Origin of the sequence: Bradyrhizobium australafricanum (assembly GCF_020329495.1) — a bacterium.
Lineage (GTDB): Bacteria > Pseudomonadota > Alphaproteobacteria > Rhizobiales > Xanthobacteraceae > Bradyrhizobium > Bradyrhizobium australafricanum.
Genome location: NZ_JAGKJL010000059.1, coordinates 1 through 21,005, shown reverse-complemented (window position 1 = coordinate 21,005; position 21,005 = coordinate 1). Strand labels below are relative to the sequence as shown.

Annotated in this window: 21 protein-coding genes and 1 pseudogene; 21 read left to right on the top strand and 1 reads right to left on the bottom strand. The window is 64.6% G+C overall.

Annotation, left to right across the window (positions count from 1 at the left end; genetic code table 11):
- Positions 1-132 precede the first annotated feature (132 nt).
- The 21 genes from J6525_RS36090 to mtnK all read left to right on the top strand — a co-directional run bounded on the left by J6525_RS36090 (position 133) and on the right by mtnK (position 20,109).
- Positions 133-498 carry an NADH-quinone oxidoreductase subunit A gene (locus tag J6525_RS36090; RefSeq protein WP_018271860.1) on the top strand — a complete coding sequence of 122 codons (366 nt, stop codon included), beginning with the start codon at positions 133-135 and terminating at the stop codon, positions 496-498.
- 50 nt (positions 499-548) lie between these two features.
- The gene (locus J6525_RS36085; RefSeq protein WP_018271859.1) at positions 549-1,094 is read left to right on the top strand and encodes a NuoB/complex I 20 kDa subunit family protein; all 546 of its coding nucleotides are present in this window, start codon (positions 549-551) and stop codon (positions 1,092-1,094) included.
- 10 nt (positions 1,095-1,104) lie between these two features.
- On the top strand, positions 1,105-1,722 hold the full coding sequence (locus J6525_RS36080) for an NADH-quinone oxidoreductase subunit C (RefSeq protein WP_076825355.1): 618 nt from the start codon (positions 1,105-1,107) through the stop codon (positions 1,720-1,722).
- A complete protein-coding gene (locus J6525_RS36075; RefSeq protein ID WP_225648200.1) occupies positions 1,719-2,915 on the top strand; it encodes an NADH-quinone oxidoreductase subunit D in 1,197 nt (398 codons plus the stop codon). Before J6525_RS36080 ends, J6525_RS36075 begins: the two co-directional genes overlap by 4 nt.
- Positions 2,916-2,956: 41 nt before the next feature.
- Positions 2,957-3,568 (top strand): NADH-quinone oxidoreductase subunit NuoE, encoded by a 612-nt coding sequence (gene nuoE, locus J6525_RS36070; RefSeq protein WP_016847752.1) that lies wholly within the window; start codon positions 2,957-2,959, stop codon positions 3,566-3,568.
- On the top strand, positions 3,568-3,792 hold the full coding sequence (locus J6525_RS36065) for a hypothetical protein (protein ID WP_050384881.1): 225 nt from the start codon (positions 3,568-3,570) through the stop codon (positions 3,790-3,792). Before nuoE ends, J6525_RS36065 begins: the two co-directional genes overlap by 1 nt.
- A 19-nt stretch (positions 3,793-3,811) precedes the next feature.
- Complete coding sequence (gene nuoF, locus J6525_RS36060) at positions 3,812-5,137, top strand: NADH-quinone oxidoreductase subunit NuoF (protein ID WP_069276819.1); 1,326 nt, start codon at positions 3,812-3,814, stop codon at positions 5,135-5,137.
- A gap of 8 nt (positions 5,138-5,145) precedes the next feature.
- The gene (locus J6525_RS36055; protein ID WP_137477838.1) at positions 5,146-5,634 is read left to right on the top strand and encodes a hypothetical protein; all 489 of its coding nucleotides are present in this window, start codon (positions 5,146-5,148) and stop codon (positions 5,632-5,634) included.
- A 7-nt stretch (positions 5,635-5,641) separates the two neighbouring features.
- A complete protein-coding gene (gene nuoG / locus J6525_RS36050; protein WP_225648199.1) occupies positions 5,642-7,717 on the top strand; it encodes an NADH-quinone oxidoreductase subunit NuoG in 2,076 nt (691 codons plus the stop codon).
- 10 nt (positions 7,718-7,727) lie between these two features.
- Positions 7,728-8,798 carry an NADH-quinone oxidoreductase subunit NuoH gene (gene nuoH, locus J6525_RS36045; RefSeq protein WP_018271855.1) on the top strand — a complete coding sequence of 357 codons (1,071 nt, stop codon included), beginning with the start codon at positions 7,728-7,730 and terminating at the stop codon, positions 8,796-8,798.
- Positions 8,799-8,805: 7 nt separating this feature from the next.
- Positions 8,806-9,300 carry an NADH-quinone oxidoreductase subunit NuoI gene (nuoI, locus tag J6525_RS36040; RefSeq protein WP_018271854.1) on the top strand — a complete coding sequence of 165 codons (495 nt, stop codon included), beginning with the start codon at positions 8,806-8,808 and terminating at the stop codon, positions 9,298-9,300.
- A 9-nt stretch (positions 9,301-9,309) separates the two neighbouring features.
- Positions 9,310-9,948: an NADH-quinone oxidoreductase subunit J gene (locus tag J6525_RS36035; RefSeq protein WP_225648198.1), complete on the top strand. Its 639-nt coding sequence runs from the start codon at positions 9,310-9,312 to the stop codon at positions 9,946-9,948.
- Positions 9,945-10,253 carry an NADH-quinone oxidoreductase subunit NuoK gene (nuoK, locus tag J6525_RS36030; protein ID WP_016841823.1) on the top strand — a complete coding sequence of 103 codons (309 nt, stop codon included), beginning with the start codon at positions 9,945-9,947 and terminating at the stop codon, positions 10,251-10,253. Before J6525_RS36035 ends, nuoK begins: the two co-directional genes overlap by 4 nt.
- A gap of 8 nt (positions 10,254-10,261) precedes the next feature.
- On the top strand, positions 10,262-12,334 hold the full coding sequence (nuoL, locus tag J6525_RS36025; RefSeq protein ID WP_092077500.1) for an NADH-quinone oxidoreductase subunit L: 2,073 nt from the start codon (positions 10,262-10,264) through the stop codon (positions 12,332-12,334).
- Positions 12,335-13,849: an NADH-quinone oxidoreductase subunit M gene (locus J6525_RS36020; protein ID WP_225648197.1), complete on the top strand. Its 1,515-nt coding sequence runs from the start codon at positions 12,335-12,337 to the stop codon at positions 13,847-13,849. It begins immediately after the preceding gene.
- Between the two features lie 10 nt (positions 13,850-13,859).
- Positions 13,860-15,296, top strand: coding sequence for an NADH-quinone oxidoreductase subunit NuoN (gene nuoN, locus J6525_RS36015; protein WP_057016475.1), 1,437 nt, complete (start codon positions 13,860-13,862; stop codon positions 15,294-15,296).
- A 61-nt stretch (positions 15,297-15,357) separates the two neighbouring features.
- Entirely contained in the window at positions 15,358-16,164 is an 807-nt protein-coding gene (locus J6525_RS36010) for a biotin--[acetyl-CoA-carboxylase] ligase (protein ID WP_225648217.1), read from the top strand.
- The gene (locus tag J6525_RS36005) at positions 16,164-17,834 is read left to right on the top strand and encodes a ribonuclease J (RefSeq protein ID WP_225648196.1); all 1,671 of its coding nucleotides are present in this window, start codon (positions 16,164-16,166) and stop codon (positions 17,832-17,834) included. Before J6525_RS36010 ends, J6525_RS36005 begins: the two co-directional genes overlap by 1 nt.
- 71 nt (positions 17,835-17,905) lie before the next feature.
- Positions 17,906-18,310 (top strand): methylmalonyl-CoA epimerase, encoded by a 405-nt coding sequence (gene mce, locus J6525_RS36000; protein ID WP_016841811.1) that lies wholly within the window; start codon positions 17,906-17,908, stop codon positions 18,308-18,310.
- A 6-nt stretch (positions 18,311-18,316) separates the two neighbouring features.
- Positions 18,317-18,592 (top strand): DUF1467 family protein, encoded by a 276-nt coding sequence (locus J6525_RS35995; protein ID WP_028340120.1) that lies wholly within the window; start codon positions 18,317-18,319, stop codon positions 18,590-18,592.
- A 212-nt stretch (positions 18,593-18,804) separates the two neighbouring features.
- A complete protein-coding gene (gene mtnK, locus J6525_RS35990) occupies positions 18,805-20,109 on the top strand; it encodes an S-methyl-5-thioribose kinase (RefSeq protein ID WP_225648195.1) in 1,305 nt (434 codons plus the stop codon).
- A 628-nt stretch (positions 20,110-20,737) separates the two neighbouring features.
- Here mtnK and J6525_RS35985 read toward each other — a convergent pair.
- Positions 20,738-21,005, bottom strand: a pseudogene (locus J6525_RS35985) (IS4 family transposase); the annotation flags it as partial.

Sequence of the window (21,005 nt, the reverse complement as noted above, 5' to 3'; positions counted from 1 at the left end):
CCGCGGGAAGGACGGTAAAAGCGTCAAAATAGCTTGTCTTGCGCCCTCTGTTGCGCTGCGCTAAAGCCTCAAGAACAATTCCAATCAACGAATCTGCGGCACGTCCGAAACCGCAGCAAGAAGGCCTCGCCGATGACCGGCATCCTGCAGAATTATCTCCCACTTGTGGTCTTTATCGGAGTTGCGAGCCTGATCGGTCTGGCGCTTCTGATCGCACCGTTCCTGGTCGCGTTCCAATCGCCGGACCCGGAAAAGCTGTCCGCCTATGAATGCGGATTCAACGCTTTTGACGACGCCCGCATGAAGTTCGACGTCCGGTTCTATCTGGTGGCGATCCTCTTCATCATCTTCGACCTCGAAGTGGCGTTCCTGTTCCCCTGGGCCGTGGCGTTCGGAAAGCTCGGCGCCACCGGGTTCTGGTCGATGATGGTGTTCCTGGCCGTGCTGACGGTCGGGTTTGCGTATGAATGGAAGAAAGGCGCGCTCGAATGGGATTGAGCCCCACCGCCGCAACCTCCCAGCCGGCGATTGCCAAATCTGAGATCGCCATGGCTCCGAAGGGTATTCTTGATCCGTCGACCGGCAAGCCGGTCGGCGCCAACGATCCGTTTTTCCTCGAGGTCAATCACGAGCTGTCCGACAAGGGCTTCTTCGTCGCCGCGGCCGATGACCTCATCACCTGGGCGCGCACCGGCTCCCTGATGTGGATGACCTTCGGTCTGGCCTGCTGCGCGGTCGAGATGATGCAGGTCTCGATGCCACGCTACGACGTCGAGCGCTTCGGCTTCGCGCCGCGTGCCTCGCCGCGGCAGTCTGACGTGATGATCGTCGCGGGCACCCTGACCAACAAGATGGCGCCGGCGCTGCGCAAGGTCTACGACCAGATGCCGGAGCCGCGCTACGTCATCTCGATGGGCTCCTGCGCCAATGGCGGCGGCTACTACCACTACTCCTATTCGGTGGTGCGTGGCTGCGATCGCATCGTGCCGATCGACATCTACGTGCCGGGCTGCCCGCCTACGGCGGAGGCACTGCTCTACGGCGTGCTGCTGCTGCAGAAGAAGATCCGCCGTATCGGCACTATTGAACGCTAAGGTTTCAGGTATGGACGACGGCAAGCTCGACGCCCTTGGGCAGACGATCGTGAGCGCGCTTCCGGGCGCGGCCACGGCGCACTCGGTCGCGTTCAATCAGCTCACTATCGACGTCGAGATTGGCAGAATCGTGGAGGTCGCCAGGTTTCTGCGTGACGATCCCGGCTGCCGTTTCGTCAACGTCACCGACGTGACCGCGGTCGACTATCCGAGCCGCGAGAAGCGCTTCGACGTCGTCTACCATCTGCTGTCGCCGACGCTGAACGCGCGCGTCCGTTTGCGCGGGCAGGCCGACGAGACCACGCAGGTGCCGTCGATCATCGGCGTCTTCCCGGGCGCCGACTGGTTCGAGCGCGAGACCTACGACCTCTATGGCGTGATCTTCACCGGCCATCCCGACATGCGCCGCCTGCTGACGGACTACGGCTTCGACGGCCATCCGCTGCGCAAGGATTTCCCGCTCACCGGCTTCGTCGAGGTCCGCTACGACGACCAGGAGAAGCGGGTGCTGTATGAGCCGGTCAGGCTCAACCAGGAATTCCGCAAGTTCGATTTCCTTTCGCCCTGGGAAGGCGCGGACTATCCGCTGCCCGGCGATGAGAAGGCCAAGGCGGAGCCGAAGCCATGAATGAACAGCCGCAAAACCTTCGTAACTTCACCATCAACTTTGGGCCGCAGCATCCGGCGGCGCACGGCGTGCTGCGTCTTGTGCTGGAGCTCGACGGCGAAGTCGTCGAACGCGTCGATCCGCATATCGGCCTGCTTCACCGCGGCACCGAGAAGCTGATCGAGCACAAGACCTATCTGCAGGCGATTCCCTATTTCGACCGGCTCGACTATGTCGCGCCGATGAACCAGGAGCATGCGTTCTGCCTCGCGGCCGAAAAGCTGCTCGGCATCACGGTGCCGCGCCGCGGCCAGTTGATCCGCGTGCTGTATTGCGAGATCGGCCGCATCCTGTCGCATCTGCTCAACGTCACCACGCAGGCGATGGACGTCGGCGCGCTGACCCCGCCGCTGTGGGGCTTCGAAGAGCGCGAGAAGCTGATGGTGTTCTACGAGCGCGCCTCGGGCTCGCGCATGCACGCGGCGTTCTTCCGCGTCGGCGGCGTGCATCAGGACCTGCCGCCGAAGCTGATCGACGACATCGAGGCGTGGTGCGATCCGTTCCTCAAGGTGGTCGACGACCTCGATCGGCTGCTCACCGGCAACCGCATCTTCAAGCAGCGCAACGTCGATATCGGCGTGGTGCCGCTCAAGGAAGCCTGGGAGTGGGGCTTCTCCGGCGTGATGGTGCGTGGCTCGGGCGCGGCCTGGGACCTGCGCAAGTCGCAGCCCTACGAGTGCTACGCCGAGATGGATTTCGACATTCCGATCGGCAAGAACGGCGACTGCTACGACCGCTATCTGATCCGCATGGAAGAGATGCGCCAGTCGGTGCGCATCATGAAGCAGTGCATCCAGAAGCTCAAGGCATCCGACGGGCAGGGCCCGGTCGTGGTCGAGGACAACAAGATCGCGCCGCCGCGCCGCGGTGAGATGAAGCGCTCGATGGAAGCGCTGATCCATCACTTCAAGCTCTACACCGAAGGCGTGCATGTGCCGGCCGGCGAAATCTATGCCGCGGTCGAGGCGCCGAAGGGCGAGTTCGGCGTCTACCTCGTCGCCGACGGCACCAACAAGCCCTACAAGTGCAAGATCCGCGCGCCGGGCTTCGCCCATCTGCAGGCGATGGATCACATCTGCAGGGGCCATCTGCTGGCCGACGTTTCCGCCATCCTGGGCTCGCTGGACATCGTGTTCGGCGAAGTCGACCGGTGACGATGTCCGCATCCGAACCGCGCGCAATGAGAGTTTGATCGATGTCCGTCCGCCGCCTTGCCCCGAAGGAATTGCAGCCCGCGAGCTTCACGTTCACGGACGAGAATCTTGCCTGGGCCAAGAAGCAGATCGAGAAATATCCGCCGGGCCGTCAGGCCTCGGCCGCGATCGCGATCCTTTGGCGCGTGCAGGAGCAGCATGACGGCTGGGTTTCGGAAGCCGCGATCCGCGCCGTCGCCGACCTGCTCGAGATGCCGCATATCCGCATGCTGGAGATCGCGACCTTCTACACCATGTTCCAGCTCTCGCCGGTCGGCAAGAAGGCGCATGTGCAGGTGTGCGGCACCACGCCGTGCCGGCTGCGCGGCGCCGCCGACCTGATCGAGGTCTGCCAGCATCGCATCCATCACGATCCCTTCCAGCTGTCGAAGGACGGCAACTTCTCCTGGGAAGAAGTCGAGTGCCTAGGGGCCTGCGTGAACGCGCCGATGGTACTGATCTGGAAGGACACCTATGAGGATCTGACCAAGGAAAGCTTCGGCAAGGTGCTCGACGGCTTTGCCGCCGGCAATCCGCCGAAGCCGGGCCCGCAGATCGACCGTCAGTTCTCGGCACCCGCGGGCGGGCCGACGACGCTGAAGGAAACCACCTGATGCGGAGCTTTCAGGTGCTGGCAAACGGGCAGGAAAACAAGGCAGGAAGGGGCGCTGCGATGAAGGCCTGGCGCACGATCGCGCTGCATACCGCTGTCGCGGCCGGCTTCATGTTCCTGCTGCAACGCTACGGCCTGAGCGCCACGCTGGAATCCAGCCTGTTGTGGGCCATCGTGTTCGGCGGCTGCGCCGCCGGGCTCGCTTATTCGCAAGCCAATCGGTGATGTTCGGAAAGTTTTGAGCATGCTCGACGACAAGGACCGCATCTTCAAGAACCTCTACGGCCTGCATGATTGGGGCCTCGAGGGCGCGCGCCGCAGAGGCGCCTGGGATGGCACCAAGGGGATCATCGACAAGGGTCGCGACTGGATCATCAACGAGATGAAGGCGTCGGGCCTGCGTGGCCGCGGCGGCGCCGGCTTCCCGACCGGCATGAAGTGGTCCTTCATGCCGAAGGAATCCAAGGACGGCCGTCCGAGCTACCTCGTCGTCAACGCCGACGAGTCGGAGCCCGGCACCTGCAAGGACCGCGAGATCATGCGGCACGATCCGCATCTTTTGGTCGAGGGCTGCCTGCTCGCGAGCTTCGCGATGGGCGCGCATGCCTGCTACGTCTATATCCGTGGCGAGTTCATCCGCGAGCGCGAGCGGCTGCAGGCGGCGATCGACCAGGCCTATGAGGCCAAGCTGGTCGGCAAGGACAATATCAACGGCTGGCCGTTCGACATCTATGTCGCGCACGGCGCCGGCGCCTATATCTGCGGCGAGGAGACCGCGCTGCTCGAGAGCCTTGAGGGCAAGAAGGGGCAGCCGCGGCTGAAGCCGCCGTTCCCGGCCAATGTCGGCCTCTATGGCTGCCCGACCACCGTCAACAACGTCGAGTCGATCGCGGTCGCACCGGACATCCTGCGCCGCGGCGCCGCCTGGTTCGCCGGCATCGGCCGGCCGAACAATGTCGGCACCAAGCTGTTCTGCATCTCCGGCCACGTCGAGCGGCCCTGCAACGTCGAAGAGGCGATGGGGATTCCGTTCCGCGAGCTGATCGAGAAGCATTGCGGCGGCATCCGCGGCGGCTGGGGCAATCTGAAGGCCGTGATCCCCGGCGGTTCGTCGGTGCGCATGGTGCCGGCCGAGCAGATCATCGACACGCCGATGGATTTCGACAGCCTGAGCAAGCTGCGCTCCGGCCTCGGCACCGCGGCCGTGATCGTGATGGACAAGTCGACCGACCTGATCCGCGCGATCGCGCGCATCTCCTATTTCTACAAGCATGAGAGCTGCGGCCAGTGCACGCCGTGTCGCGAGGGAACCGGCTGGATGTGGCGCGTCTTGACCCGCATGGCCGAGGGCCGCGCCCACAAGCGTGAGATCGACATGCTGCTCGAGGTCACCAAGCAGGTCGAGGGCCACACCATCTGCGCGCTCGGCGACGCCGCGGCCTGGCCGATCCAGGGCCTGATCGCACATTTCCGTCACGAGATCGAAGAGCGCATCGACCAGTATTCGCACAAGGCCGATCTCGACGATCAGGGCGTGCGCGATCCCATGCACATGGTAGCCGCGGAGTAATGCTGGCGATGACGCAACAGGCCGCATGGTGGCAGAAATACGGGACGCTTGCGCAGATGGCGCAGGCGACCGTGGCGCTGCTCGGCTTTGTTGCAATCCTGCTGCAGATCAACGAAATCCGCACCTCGAACCGCGCTTCCAGCGCGCGATCGGCGTTTCTCGGCTACACCGATCTCGCATTCCAGAATCCGAAATTCGCTCAGCCCGATTACGAGGCCATCAAGGCCGCCGGCCGCGAAGAGCGGTCCCAATATGAGAGTTTTGTCTCGTACTTCCTCTATGCCTGCGAGGAGACCTTTGCCGCATTCGCGGACAAGCGCGAATGGCAGGCATCGTGTGACTACGACCTGAAACCGCATCTGCCGTTCCTCTGCGAGAAGAATCAGGCGCAGCCTGCCTATCTCGCGACCTACGGCGCCGACACCCAGCAATGGGTGAAGACCTCATTGAAAACCGCGAGCGTCGCACCGCCCGACTGCAAGCTCGGAAAGACTTGAGACAGACATGAGCAAGATCATCGTCGATGGCAAAGAGATCGATGTGCCGCCGGAGTACACGCTGCTGCAGGCGTGCGAGGCGGCCGGCGCAGAGATTCCGCGCTTCTGCTATCACGAGCGACTGTCGATCGCCGGCAATTGCCGGATGTGCCTGGTCGAGGTGAAAGGCGGCCCGAAGCCGGTCGCCAGCTGCGCCTGGGCCGTGCGCGACTGCCGTCCGGGCCCGAAGGGCGAGCCGCCGGAGATATCGACCCGTTCGCCGATGGTGAAGAAGGCGCGCGAAGGCGTGATGGAGTTCCTGCTGATCAACCATCCGCTCGACTGCCCGATCTGTGACCAGGGCGGCGAGTGCGATCTGCAGGACCAGGCGATGGGCTACGGCGTCGACACCAGCCGTTTCGCCGAGAACAAGCGCGCGGTCGAGGACAAGTATCTCGGCGCGCTGGTCAAGACCTCGATGAACCGCTGCATCCAGTGCACGCGTTGCGTCCGCTTCTCCGCCGAAGTCTGCGGCGCGCCGGAAATGGGCGCGACCGGCCGCGGCGAGGACATGGAGATCACCACCTATCTCGAGCAGGCGCTGAGCTCGGAGCTGCAGGGCAACCTGGTCGACATCTGCCCGGTCGGCGCGCTGACCTCAAAGCCTTACGCCTTCGCGGCGCGGCCCTGGGAACTCGGCAAGACCCAGTCGGTCGACGTCATGGACGGCGTGGGATCTGCGATCCGCGTCGACACCCGCGGCCGCGAGGTGATGCGCATCCTGCCGCGCATCAACGAGGCGGTGAACGAGGAGTGGATCTCCGACAAGACCCGCCACGTCGTCGACGGCCTGCGCACGCAGCGCCTCGACCGGCCCTATGTGCGCGAGAACGGCCAGCTCCGGCCGGCGACCTGGCAGGAAGCCTTCGCCGCGATCGCCGCCAGGGCCGGCCGCAGCGACGGCAAGCGGATCGGCGCGATCGCCGGCGATCTCGCCGCGGTCGACGAAATGTATGCGCTGAAGGAACTGCTCGCGAAGTTCGGCTCGGTCAATCTCGCCGTGCAGGGCGGCGATGCGTTCGACGCCAAGGCCGGCCGCGGCTCGTACATCTTCAATCCGACCATTGCCGGCATCGACCAGGCCGACGCGATCCTGATCATCGGCTCGCATCCGCGCAAGGAAGCCGCCGTGCTGAACGCGCGGATCCGCAAGCGCTGGCGCACCGGCGGGCTCAAGGTCGGCATGATCGGCGCCAAGGCCGATTTCACCTATGACCACGACTATCTCGGCGCGGGCACCGATACGCTGGCCGATCTCGTGGCGGGCAAGCACTCCTTTGCCGACGTCTTGAAGAAGGCCCAGCACCCGATCATCCTGGTCGGCGCCGGCGCCTATACCAGGCATGACGGCGCGGCCGTGCTGGCGCAGGCCGCCAAGCTCGCGGTCGACGTCGGTGTGCTGAAGGACGGCTGGAACGGCTTTGCCGTACTGCAGGATACCGCCTCGCGCGCCGGTGCACTCGATATCGGCTTCTCGCCGGCGGCGGGCGGGCTGACCTCGGCGCAGATGACGACCTTCGGCACGCTCGACGTGCTGTTCCTGCTCGGCGCCGACGAGATCAAGGCGCCGGACGGCACCTTCGTGGTCTATATCGGCACCCATGGCGACCAGGGCGCGCATCGCGCCGACGTCATCCTGCCGGGCGCGGCCTATACCGAGAAGTCCGGCATCTACGTCAACACCGAAGGCCGGCCGCAGATCGCCAACCGCGCCGCGTTCCCGCCGGGCGAGGCCCGCGAGGACTGGGCGATCATCCGCGCGCTGTCCGACGTGCTCGGCAAGAAGCTGCCGTTCGACTCGCTGCAGGCGCTGCGTCAGGCTATGTTCAAGGCCTACCCGCATCTGATGCGGCTCGACCAGATCGAGGCCGGCAAGCCCGACGACGTCAAGGCGCTGGCAGGCAAGGGCGGCAGCGTCGACAAGGCGGCATTCAAGCCGACCGTCGAGGACTTCTATCTGACCAACCCGATCGCGCGGGCCTCTGCCGTGATGGCGGAGTGCTCGCGGCTGGCGTCGGGCCGAATGCTGACGGCAGCGGAGTGAGCGTGACCTGATGGCTGAATTCTTCGCAAGCTCGTTCTGGACCGGCTTCCTCTGGCCGCTGATCATCATGGTCGCGGAGAGCCTGTTGCTGCTGGTCGTGCTCCTGATCGCGATCGCCTACATCCTGCTCGCCGACCGCAAGATCTGGGCGGCGGTGCAGATCCGCCGCGGCCCCAACGTGGTCGGGCCGTTCGGATTGCTGCAATCCTTCGCCGACCTCCTGAAATTCGTGCTGAAGGAGCCGGTGATTCCGTCCGGCTCCAACAAGGGCGTGTTCCTGCTGGCGCCGCTGGTGTCGTGCATCCTGGCGCTGGCCGCCTGGGCGGTGATCCCGTTCGATCTCGGCTGGGTGATCTCCGACATCAATGTCGGCGTTCTCTACATCTTCGCTATCTCGTCGCTGTCGATCTACGGCATCATCATGGCCGGCTGGTCGTCGAACTCGAAGTATCCGTTCCTGGCCGCCCTGCGCTCGGCGGCGCAGATGGTGTCCTACGAGGTCTCGATCGGCTTCGTCATCATCACCGTGCTGCTCTGCGTCGGCTCGCTGAACCTGTCGGCGGTGGTCGAGGCGCAGAACACCCGCGGGCTCGCGCACCTGATCGGCCTGCCGCAGCTCACCATCCTGAACTGGTATGTGTGGCCGCTGTTCCCGATGTTCGTGGTGTTCTACGTCTCGGCGCTGGCGGAAACCAATCGTCCGCCGTTCGACCTGGTCGAAGCCGAATCCGAACTGGTCGCCGGCTTCATGACCGAATACGGCTCGACCCCGTATCTCCTGTTCATGCTCGGCGAGTATGTCGCGATCACCACGATGTGCGCGCTGGCGTCGATCCTGTTCCTGGGCGGCTGGCTGCCGCCGGTCAACCTGCCGCCGTTCACCTGGATTCCGGGCATCGTCTGGTTCGCCCTGAAGGTGTTCTTCATGTTCTTCATGTTCGCGATGGCGAAGGCGATCGTGCCGCGCTACCGCTACGATCAACTGATGCGGCTCGGCTGGAAGGTGTTCCTGCCGCTGTCGCTGGCGATGGTGGTGATCGTGGCCGGCGTGCTGCAGTTCGCCGGCATCGCGCCGAAGTGAGGCCGTCATGAGTGTCAATGTCAACGCAACAGCCCGCTCGCTTCTGCTGTCGGAATTCGTCTCGGCGTTCTTCCTGGCGATGCGCTATTTCTTCCAGCCGAAGCCGACCCTGAACTATCCCTTCGAGAAGGGCCCGATCTCGCCGCGCTTCCGCGGCGAGCACGCGCTGCGCCGCTATCCGAACGGCGAGGAACGCTGCATCGCCTGCAAGCTGTGCGAGGCGATCTGCCCGGCGCAGGCGATCACGATCGAGGCCGGCCCGCGCCGCAACGACGGCACCCGCCGCACGGTGCGTTACGACATCGACATGGTGAAGTGCATCTATTGCGGCCTGTGCCAGGAGGCATGCCCGGTGGACGCCATCGTCGAGGGACCGAATTTCGAATTCGCGACCGAGACCCGCGAGGAACTGTACTATGACAAGGCCAAGCTGCTCGCCAATGGCGACCGCTGGGAGCGCGAGATCGCGAAGTCGATCGCGCTCGACGCGCCGTACCGGTGAGGTGAGGGCATGATCCTTCCGGCGCTGTTCTTCTACCTGTTTGCTGCGGCCTGCGTGGCCTCGGCGGTCATGGTGATTGTCTCGCGCAATCCCGTGCACTCCGTGCTGTTCCTGATCCTGGCCTTCGTCAACGCGGCCGGGCTGTTCATCCTGATGGGCGCCGAGTTCCTCGGGATGATGCTGATCGTGGTCTATGTCGGCGCCGTCGCGGTGCTGTTCCTGTTCGTGATCATGATGCTCGACGTCGACTTCGTCGAGCTGCGCGAGGGCTTCATCCAGTATCTGCCGATTGGCATCGTGATCGGCGGCATCTTCATGTGCGAGCTGCTGCTCGTGGTCGGCGCCTGGGTGATCAACCCGGCCGTGACCAAGACGATCACCGCGGCGATCCCGACCAATGTCAGCAACACCGAAGCGCTCGGCCTCGTGCTCTATACGAAGTACATCCATTACTTCCAGCTCGCCGGCATGGTGCTGCTGGTTGCGATGATCGGCGCCATCGTGCTGACGCTGCGCCACAAGGCCAAGGTCAAGCGGCAGAACATCAACGTGCAGAACGCGCGCACGCCCGAGATGGCGATGGCGATGCGCAAGGTGGCGTCGGGGCAGGGCCTGCAGGATGCCGACGCGGCGGAGTGGGTGAAATGACGATCGGGCTCGGACACTATCTCGCGGTCGCCGCGATCCTGTTCACGCTCGGGATCCTCGGCATCTTCCTCAACCGCAAGAACATCATCGTCATCCTGATGTCGATCGAGCTGATCCTGCTGTCGGTCAACATCAATCTGGTGGCGTTCTCGACCTTCCTCGGCGACATCGTCGGCCAGGTGTTCGCGCTCTTGGTGCTGACGGTGGCCGCCGCCGAGGCTGCGATCGGTCTCGCCGTGCTGGTGGTGTATTTCCGCAACCGCGGTTCGATCGCGGTTGAAGACGTCAATCTGATGAAGGGCTAGGCGCAGTTATGGTTCAGGCAATCGTATTCCTGCCTCTGCTGGGCGCCATCCTCGCAGGCATTATCTCGCTGGTCGGTGCCCACGCGCGCTGCCCGAGCGGCGATACCGTCGACCATCACGACGATGCGCATGGCGACGCCCATGCCGCCGCCGCCCATGACGATCACGGTCATGACGACCATGGCCATGACGATCACCATGTCTCCGAGCCGGCGGCCGCCGGCTCGCGCCTTGCCGAGCTGATCACCACCGGCCTGCTGTTCGTCTCGGCGGCGCTGTCCTGGTTCACCCTGGTCGATGTCGGCTTCATGCACCATGACGCGCGTGTCGTGCTGCTGCCCTGGATCAACTCGGGCGACCTGCAGGTGGCCTGGACGTTGCGGGTCGACACGTTGACCGCGGTGATGCTGGTCGTGGTCAACACGGTGTCGGCGCTCGTCCACCTCTACTCCATCGGCTACATGGACGAGGATCCGAACCGGCCGCGCTTCTTCGGCTATCTCTCGCTGTTCACCTTCGCGATGCTGATGCTGGTGACGTCAGACAACCTCGTGCAGCTGTTCTTCGGCTGGGAGGGCGTCGGCCTCGCGAGCTACCTGCTGATCGGGTTCTGGTACCAGAAACCGTCGGCCAATGCCGCGGCGATCAAGGCCTTCGTGGTCAACCGCGTCGGCGACTTCGGCTTCGCGCTCGGCATCTTCGCGATCTTCGCACTGGTCGGCTCGACCGATTTCGAGACCATCTTCCATGCCGCGCCCGGTCTGACCGGCAAGACCATCAACTTCTTCGGCTGGCAGGCCGACGCGCTGACCTTGACCTGCCTGTTGCTGTTCATGGGCGCGATGGGCAAGTCGGCCCAGTTCCTGCTGCACACCTGGTTGCCGGACGCGATGGAAGGTCCGACCCCTGTGTCGGCGCTGATCCATGCCGCGACCATGGTCACCGCCGGCGTGTTCATGGTGGCGCGGCTATCGCCGCTGTTCGAGCTGTCGCCGACCGCGCAGGCGGTGGTGATGTTCTTCGGCGCGACCACGGCGTTCTTCGCCGCCACGATCGGCCTCGTGCAGAACGACATCAAGCGCATCGTCGCGTATTCGACCTGTTCGCAGCTCGGCTACATGTTCGTGGCGATGGGAGCGGGGGCCTATTCGGTCGGCATGTTCCACCTGTTCACGCATGCCTTCTTCAAGGCGCTGCTGTTCTTGGGCTCCGGCTCGGTGATCTACGCGATGCATCACGAGCAGGACATCCGCAACATGGGCGGGCTGTGGCGCAAGATTCCGTACACTTTCGCGGTGATGTGCATCGGTACCCTGGCGCTGACCGGCTTTCCGCTATTCGCCGGCTACTTCTCCAAGGACGCGATCATCGAGGCGGCCTATGCGGCCCATAATCCGTTCGCTTCCTATGCCTATCTGCTGACGATCGTGGCCGCCGGCCTGACCTCGTTCTACTCCTGGCGTCTGATCTTCAAGACGTTCTTCGGCGAGCCGCACGACCAGAAGCACTACGAGGCGGCGCATGAGAGCCCGGTGTGGATGCTGGTGCCGATCGGCGTGCTCGCCGCCGGCTCGATCCTCGCCGGCCTGCCGTTCAAGGAGCTGTTCGTCAACCCGCACGGCGTCGAGGAGTTCTTCCGCGAGTCCGTGAAGATGAACCCGCACATCCTCGAGGACATGGAGCACATGCCGGGCTGGCTCGCGCCGCTGCCCACCGTGATGATGGCGCTCGGCCTGTTCATCTCGTATCTGTTCTACATCCGCAGGCCGTATCTGCCGGTCGAGCTCGCGCAGCAGCAGCCGATGCTGTACCAGTTCCTGCTCAACAAATGGTACTTCGACGAGCTGTACGACTGGATCTTCGTGCGCCCGGCGAAGTGGCTCGGCTACACGCTGTGGAAGAAGGGCGACGGCTTCATCATCGACGGCTTCGGCCCCGATGGCGTCTCCGCCCGCGTGCTCGACGTCACCCGCAACGTCGTGAAATTGCAGACCGGCTACCTCTATCACTACGCATTCGCGATGCTGATCGGGGCCGCCGGATTGATCACCTGGTTCATGTTCGGCTTGGGAGGCCAGTAAATGACAACCTGGCCCATCCTTTCGGTCACGACCTTCCTGCCGGCGGTCGGTGCGATCCTGGTCTATCTGCTGGCGCGGGGCGGTGACGAGACCGCGAGCCGCACGGCGCGCTGGATCGCGCTGTGGACCACGCTGATCACCTTCGCGATCTCGCTGATCCTGGTGGCGCGCTTCGATCCGGCCTCGACCGACTTCCAGTTCGTCGAGAAGGCGTCCTGGCTCGCCACCGGCATCACCTATCACATGGGCGTCGACGGCATCTCGCTGCCGCTGATCATCCTGACCACCGCGATCATGCCGCTCTGCATCATCGCGAGCTGGAAGTCGGTGACGCAGCGGGTCGGCGAATACATGATGGCGTTCCTGATCCTGGAAACGCTGATGGTCGGCACCTTCTCGGCGCTCGACCTCGTGCTGTTCTATTTGTTCTTTGAGGGCGGCCTGATCCCGATGTTCCTGATCATCGGCGTCTGGGGCGGCCCGCGCCGGGTCTATGCGTCGTTCAAGTTCTTCCTCTACACTTTCCTCGGCTCGGTCCTGATGCTGCTCGCCATCATGGCGCTGTACTGGAACGCCGGCACGACCGACATCCCGACCCTGATGCACACCGCGGTGCCGCGGTCGATGCAGACCTGGGCATGGCTGGCCTTCTTCGCCTCGTTCGCGGTGAAGATGCCGATGTGGCCGGTGCACACCTGGCTGCCCGACGCGCACGTCGAGGCGCCGACGGCGGGCTCGGTGATCCTGGCCGCGATCCTCCTGAAGATGGGCGGCTACGGCTTCCTGCGCTTCTCGCTGCCGATGTTCCCGCTGGCCTCGCACGACTTCGCGCCGTTCGTGTTCGTTCTGTCCGTCATTGCCATCATCTACACCTCGCTGGTGGCGATGATGCAGGAGGACATGAAGAAGCTGATCGCGTATTCTTCCGTCGCGCATATGGGCTTCGTCACCATGGGCATCTTCGCGGTGACCACGCAGGGCGTCGCCGGCGGCATGTTCCAGATGGTCTCGCACGGCATCGTCTCCGGCGCGCTGTTCCTTTGCGTCGGCGTCGTCTACGACCGCATGCACACCCGCGAGATCGCGGCCTATGGCGGCCTCGTCAACCGGATGCCGCTCTATGCGCTGACCTTCATGGTCTTCACCATGGCCAATGTCGGTCTGCCGGGCACGAGCGGATTCGTCGGCGAGTTCATGACGCTGCTCGGCACCTTCAAGATCTCGCTGCCGACCGCGTTCTTCGCCACCACCGGCGTGATCCTGTCGGCCTGCTACGCGCTCTGGCTCTACCGCAAGGTGGTGTTCGGCGCGCTGGTCAAACCGTCGCTGATGTCGATCAAGGATCTCACCTTCCGCGAATGCGTGACGCTGTTCCCGCTGATCGCACTGACCATCCTGTTCGGCGTTTATCCGAAGCCGGTGCTCGACATGTCGGCGGCCTCGGTGCAGCAGCTCGTCAATAATTACCAGACCGCCGTGACTGCCGTGAAGGCAGCCGCGCTGGTTACGCAATAAGGCCCTCGTCATGAGCTTTTCCAGTGCAGGTTATCAGTTGCAGCCGGTGCTGCCGGAGCTGGTGCTCGCGGTCGGCGCCATGGTGCTGTTGATGATCGGAGCCTATCGCGGGCAGGGGACGACGCGGCTCGTGACGGCGCTCGCGATCTGTCTCCTGGTGCTGACCGGCGTGCTGGAGCTCTGGTTGCCGGCCGGCAAGCTCGTGACCTTCGGCGGCAGCTTCATCGTCGATGATTTCGCCCGCTTCCTGAAGGTCCTCGCGCTGATCGCCTCGGCGGCAACCTTGATCCTGTCGACGGAGTACCTGTCACAGCCGTCGAGCCGCAACTTCGAGTTCTCGATCCTGGTGCTGCTGTCGACGCTCGGCATGATGGTGCTGATCTCGGCCGGAGATTTGATCTCGCTCTATCTCGGCCTCGAGCTGATGAGCCTTGCGCTCTACGTCGTTGCCGCCAGCCAGCGCGACAATGCCAAGTCGAGCGAGGCGGGCCTGAAGTATTTCGTGCTCGGCGCGCTGTCGTCGGGCATGCTGCTCTACGGCGCCTCGCTGATCTACGGCTTCACCGGCACGGTCAGCTTCGCCGGCATCGCGGCCGCGGCAACCACCGGCAGCATCGGCATTGTGTTCGGCCTGGTGTTCCTGCTCGCCGGCCTCTGCTTCAAGGTCTCGGCAGTGCCGTTCCACATGTGGACGCCGGATGTCTATGAGGGCGCGCCGACGCCGGTGACGGCGTTCTTCGCGTCCGCCCCGAAGGTCGCGGCGCTCGCGGTGTTCACCCGCGCGACGCTGACCGCGTTCCCGGGCATCGTCACCCAGTGGCAGCAGATCCTGGTGTTCGTGGCGATCGCCTCGATGGCGCTGGGCTCGTTCGCGGCGATCGGCCAGACCAACATCAAGCGGCTGATGGCCTATTCCTCGATCGGCCATATGGGCTTTGCGCTGGTCGGCCTCGCCTCCGGCACGGTCGAGGGCGCCCAGGGCGTCCTGATCTACATCACGATCTACGTCGCGATGACGCTCGGTTCCTTCAGCATCATCCTGGCGATGAAGCGCAACGGCCAGGCGCTGGAGCAGATCAGCGATTTCGCCGGGCTATCCCGCACCAACCCGCTGCTCGCCTTTATCTTCGCGATGCTGCTGTTCTCGCTGGCCGGCGTGCCGCCGCTCGCCGGGTTCTTCGGCAAGTGGTACGTGTTCGTCGCCGCGATCAAGGCCAATCTGTTCACGCTCGCCGTGATCGGCGTGCTGACCAGCGTGGTGGGTGCGTTCTACTATCTGTCGATCGTCAAGGTGATGTATTTCGACCAGCCGCTCGGCAAGCTCGACCCGGTTCGCGTCGAGCTGCGCACCGTGCTGGCGGTCGCCGGCATCTTCAACATCTTCTACTTCGCCTATCCGGGCCCGCTGGTGAGCGTGGCGACGGCGGCGGCCAAATCGCTATTTTGACGCGTGCGGTTCCGAAATCGGGATGCTGGCTTTCGGAACCAATCATGCGCATAACGCTGACATGACCTTCACGCTCGGGCCCCGGGCCATAGCGGCGGGCTACCGGCTCGCCGCCTTCGATCAGATCGGCTCGACCAATGCCGAGGCGATGCTGCGCGCCCGCGGCGGCGAGCAGGGGCCGATGTGGTTCGTGACGCCCGAACAGACCGCGGGCCGCGGGAGGCGGCAGCGGGTCTGGGTCGCGCCGCGCGGCAATCTCGCCAGCACGATCCTCGAGGTGACGGACGTTCAGCCGGCAGTCGCCGCCACCCTCGGCTTTGCCGCCGGGCTGTCGCTCGAAGCCGCGCTGCGGAAGGTCCGCATCGAGGCGGCGCTGCGGCTCGGGCCGGACAGCCCGAAGTTCACCCTGAAATGGCCGAACGACGTGCTGGCCAACGGCAGGAAGCTCTCGGGCATCCTGCTGGAGGCCGAGGCGATCGCGAGCCGGCTGGCGGTCGTGGTGGGCATCGGCACCAATGTCGTCGCAGCACCCGAGGGGACGCCGACGCCGGCCGTATCGCTCGCGGCGCTCGGCATCCAGATCGGGGCGGAGGAGCTGTTTGCCGCGCTGTCGGACGCCTGGGTCGAGTTTCGCGGCATCTGGGACGACGGCCGCGGCTTCCCCGAGATCCGCAGGCTGTGGCTCGAGCGCGCGGCCGGGCTCGGCGAGAAGGTCGCGGTCCAGACCGGCTCGGCGACCCTTGAGGGCACGTTCGACACCATCGATGATACCGGCTGCCTGATCGTCCGCACCGCTGATGGCGAGCGCCTGCCCGTGACGGCGGGCGAGGTCTATTTCGGCACCGCAGCCTCGGTGAGGGCGATCTGATGGCGCGTCCGGACGAGCTCACCTTTGCGCCGCTCGGCGGCGTCGGCGAGATCGGCATGAACCTGTCGATCTACGGCCTCGGCAACCGCCACCAGCGGTCCTTCCTCGCGGTCGATCTCGGCGTCTCCTTCGGCGACGAGGAGCATCTGCCGGGCATCGACCTGATCATGCCCGACGTCCGCTTCCTCGAGAAGGAGCGCGACAATCTGGTGGGCCTCGTGCTGACGCACGCCCATGAGGATCATTTCGGCGCGATCATCGATCTCTGGCCGAAGCTCGGCTGCAAGATCTACGCGACGCAATTCAGCGCCGCGCTGTTCGAGGCCAAATGCGCCGCCGAGCGCAACCCGCCAAAAATCCCGGTCACGGTGATCCCGTCGGGCGGGCGGGTCGATATCGGTCCGTTCAATGTCGAGTTCATCCCGGTCGCGCATTCGATTCCGGAATCGCACGCGCTGGCGATCAAGACCGATGTCGGCACCGTGCTGCACACCGGCGACTGGAAGATCGATCCGACCCCGATCATCGGCCAGCCGACCGACGAGCGGCGGCTGCGCGAGCTCGGCGATGAAGGCGTGCTGGCGCTGGTCGGCGATTCCACCAATGCGGTGCGTGACGGGCGTTCGCCGTCGGAGACCGAGGTTGCCGCCACGATCAAGAAGCTGGTCAAGGCCGCCAAGGGCCGGGTCGCGGTCACCACCTTCGCCTCCAATGTCGCCCGGGTGCGGGCGGTGGCGGACGCCGCCAACGCCGCCGACCGCGAGGTGGTCGTGGTCGGCCGCGCCATGGAGCGCGTGGTGCAGGTGGCGCGCGAATGCGGCTATCTCGACGGCTCGCATAAATTCCGCAGCGCCGACTATTACGGCCATTTCCCGGCCGACAAGGTGCTGGCGCTGTGCACCGGCAGCCAGGGCGAGCCGCGCGCGGCGCTGGCGCGGATCGCCAATGACGACCATCCGCAGGTCACCCTGAACAAGGGCGACACCGTGATCTTCTCCTCCCGCACCATTCCCGGCAACGAGAAGGCGGTCGGCTCGATCATCAACAACCTCGTCATGCAGGGCGTCGAGATCATCACCGACCGCGAGCACCTGGTGCACGTCTCCGGCCATCCGCGCCGCGACGAGCTGCGCGACATGATCTCCTGGGTGCGGCCGCAGCTCTTGATCCCCGTCCATGGCGAGGCGCTGCATCTCGCCGAGCACGCCAAGCTGGCGCGCGCCGCCGGCGTGCCCAAGGTCCTGACCTGCCGCAACGGCGACCTCGTCAAGCTCGGGCCCGGCGAGCCCGGCATCATCGGCGAGGTGCCGGCGGGCCGGCTCTACAAGGACGGAACCATTCTGGAGGACGCCAAGTCGCGCGCCGTGGTGGAGCGGCGGCGGATGGGCTTTGCCGGCTGCGCCTTCGTTGCCATCGCCATGACCGCGCAGGGCGAGCTCGTCGACGACCCCGAGGTTGATCTGGTCGGCATGCCGGAGAACAATGCGGCAGGCGAACTGCTCGACGACATCGTGTTCGATGTGGTGGTATCGACGATCGAGGGCCTGCCGAAGCCGCGACGGCGCGATCCGGACGCGCTGGGGGAATCGGTGCGGCGCGCGGTGCGGGCGGCGCTGAACGAGCAATGGGGCAAGAAGCCGATCTGCGTCGTGCACGTTCTGACGGTTTGAGCCTAAGCATGATCCGGAAAAGTGCGAAGCGGTTTTCCGAAAGGATCATGCTCAACTAAAGGGAGAATGAGATGCTGGGCCGGCTCAATCACGTCGCGATCGCGGTCAAGGACGCCAAGCAGGCCGCGAAGATCTACGGCACCGCCTTCAATGCCGAGATTTCCGATGCGGTTCCGCTGCCGGAGCACGGCGTCATCACCGTGTTCGTGACGCTGCCGAACACCAAGATCGAGTTCATCGAGCCGCTCGGCGAGGCCTCGCCGATCGCGAAATTCGTCGAGCGCAATGCCGACGGCGGCATCCACCATGTCTGTTACGACGTGCCCGACATCATCGCGGCCCGTGACCGCATGATCGCCGAGGGTGCGCGGGTGCTGGGCGACGGCCAGCCGAAGATCGGCGCGCATGGCAAGCCGGTGCTGTTCTTCCACCCGAAGGACTTTTCCGGCGCGTTGGTCGAGATCGAACAGGCCTGAGGCCATATGGCGTACCAGATCTCCACAGGGCTAGCGATCTACTTCGTGCTTTGGTGGCTCGTGCTGTTCCTGACGCTGCCGTTCGGCATACGCAGCCAGCATGAGGACGGCGTCGGCGCGCCCGGCACCGATCCCGGCGCGCCGATCCTGGCGCGGATGGGCCGCAAGCTGTTGTGGACCACGCTGATCTCGGCCGTGATCTTCGCGATCGCGATGTGGGCCTATCATTCCGGCTATCTCTCGATCGAGCGGCTGTCGAAACTGATGGGGATGCCGTTCTGATACGCAGTTTTCGTTGGATCAGAAGTAGCCCGCATGATCGAAGCGACATGCGGGATCACTTTCCCGGGTATCGCGGAGCCTGTCATCGGGCGCGCGTTCGCGCGACCCGTTGGCTCACCCGGGCTACGTACCGATGGGGATGCTGTTTTAGAAACTGATGCCAATGGAGCGGGGATCAACCTCGCCCTGGCAATGTGGAGGAGGCGACCACGATGAACCTGCAGTCCCAGCCGGGCTCCGGGCAGAGCGCATATCGAATCCTGCGGGAAGGTGATCTGCGGGATTATCTCGCGGGGCTGCCCGCCATCGGCGCGCAACTCGGCGGCGCGACGGCGGACTGGTCGATCAGCGAGGTCGGCGACGGCAATCTCAACCTCGTCTTCATCGTCAAGGGCGGAAGCGGCGGCCTCGCGGTCAAGCAGGCGCTGCCCTATGTGCGCCTCGTCGGCGAGAGCTGGCCGCTGCCGCTGTCACGGGCGCATTACGAGCACATGGCGCTGGTGCATCAGGCACGGCTGGCACCAAAGCTCGTGCCGGCGGTGCTGCATCATGATGCGCCGCTCGCGCTCACCGCGATGGAGCTGCTCGAGCCGCACATCATCATGCGCAAGGGCCTGATCGAGGCCACGCGGTATCCGCGCTTTGTCGAGGATATTTCGACCTTCCTGGCGCAAACGCTGTTCTTCACGTCCGACCTTGCGTTGTCGGCCGCGGAGAAGAAGCAAGGGATCGCCGATTTCGCCGGCAACCATGCGCTCTGCAAGATCACCGAGGACCTGATCTTCACCGATCCCTACCGCGCAGCCGAGCAGAACCGCTGGACCGCGCCGTATCTCGACGCCACGGCCGCGGCGTTCCGCGAAGACCTTGACCTGCATGTCGCGATCAGCCGGCTGAAGCTGAAATTCATGGCGAGCCCGGAAGCGCTGCTGCATGGCGACCTGCACACCGGCTCGATCATGGTCACCGAGAGTGAAACCAAGGTGATCGATCCCGAATTCGCCTTCTTCGGCCCGATGGGCTTCGACATCGGCGCGGTCATCGGCAATCTGCTGATGTCCTATCTCGCCTCCGCCGGCCACGAGCGCGCGCCGGGCGACCGTGCCTCTTTCGAGGCGTGGCTGCTCGAGACCATCGAGGGCGTCTGGGCCGGGTTCTCGCGAAAATTTCTCGCGCTGTGGCGCAGCGAGGCTGATGGCGACGGCTATCCGGTGTCGCTGTTCACGGGCGAAGCCGGCGCCGCGCGGCTGGAGGCCGAACGGCAGGCCTACATGGCGCGGCTGTTCCAGGACACCGTCGGCTTCGCCGCAGCCAAGACCATCCGCCGTATTCTCGGCCTCGCGCACAACATCGATTTCGAGTGGATCACGGACGAGAAGCAGCGCGCGATCTGCGAGGCGCGGGCCCTCAAGCTCGCCCGCAACATGATGCTGGAGGCAGCATCCTTCACGACGATCGGCGCAGTCACCTACGCCGCGCGCGAACTGCGCCACTGGCAGCCGGATTTCGCCAGGTAGCGGGGGCGGTGGAAATATTCGTATTTTCAGAATTTTATCTTGACGTGGACCCCAACTCAGATGTTTAATCCCTCCGTCTCACCCGATCGAGGGGCGTTTCGCGGTCGTCACGAACGCGGGTCGAGATGCGGTGGACGCCGATTGCGCAGTTGACGAACGCGCATGAGGCGGACGGTGAAGTCGTGTGGTCCTGACGCCCTAGCGGCAGGTGTCTTTTCCGATTGCGCGGTGCGCGTTGCGAAGACGGTGACAAGCAAGCCCAGTCTCGCCGGGGAGAGCACGAAGTAAGCCGTAACCCATCGCGCAGGGAAAGCCGGGTTGTTTCCGGTTACACCTGTGGTCCTACCCCCGTGCTTTCTACCTATTGCACGGGGCCCATGGGTGCGATCGGCACCCGGCTTTCCCTGCGCCCTCTGCTTTCAGAGGGTGAAACGAACAGCAAAGCTCGGGCAATTCATGTCGCGAGAATGCGGATGCTTGACTCACAAGCGACACACACTCGGCGTCGTCCCGGCGAAGGCCGGGACCCATTATCACGAATGCAAATTGCTGCCCGACGCTGGGGCCACAGCCTGCTCTCAACAACCCAACCCTGTGGTTATGGGTCCCTGCGTTCGCACTAGTGCATCTACACGTTTGTCGGGCCATTTGCGAGGATTTGGAAGCGGGCCATTCCGGTGTGGAAGGTGATTGGTCCAGGTGGACGGTGGGAGGCGTAGCCGGTCCATCCGCCGAGTTTTGCGATGATCCATGCCGCCCAAGCAAGAGTGTTGGGGCGATGGTGGTTTTTCTGAAGCTCGGTGCGACCTTTCATGGTTTTGTTGATGGCCCTGAGCGTCTCGATCTCTTCTGCGGTGAAGACAAATTCAGCCGGCAATTCTTCGCCACTGTTGCGG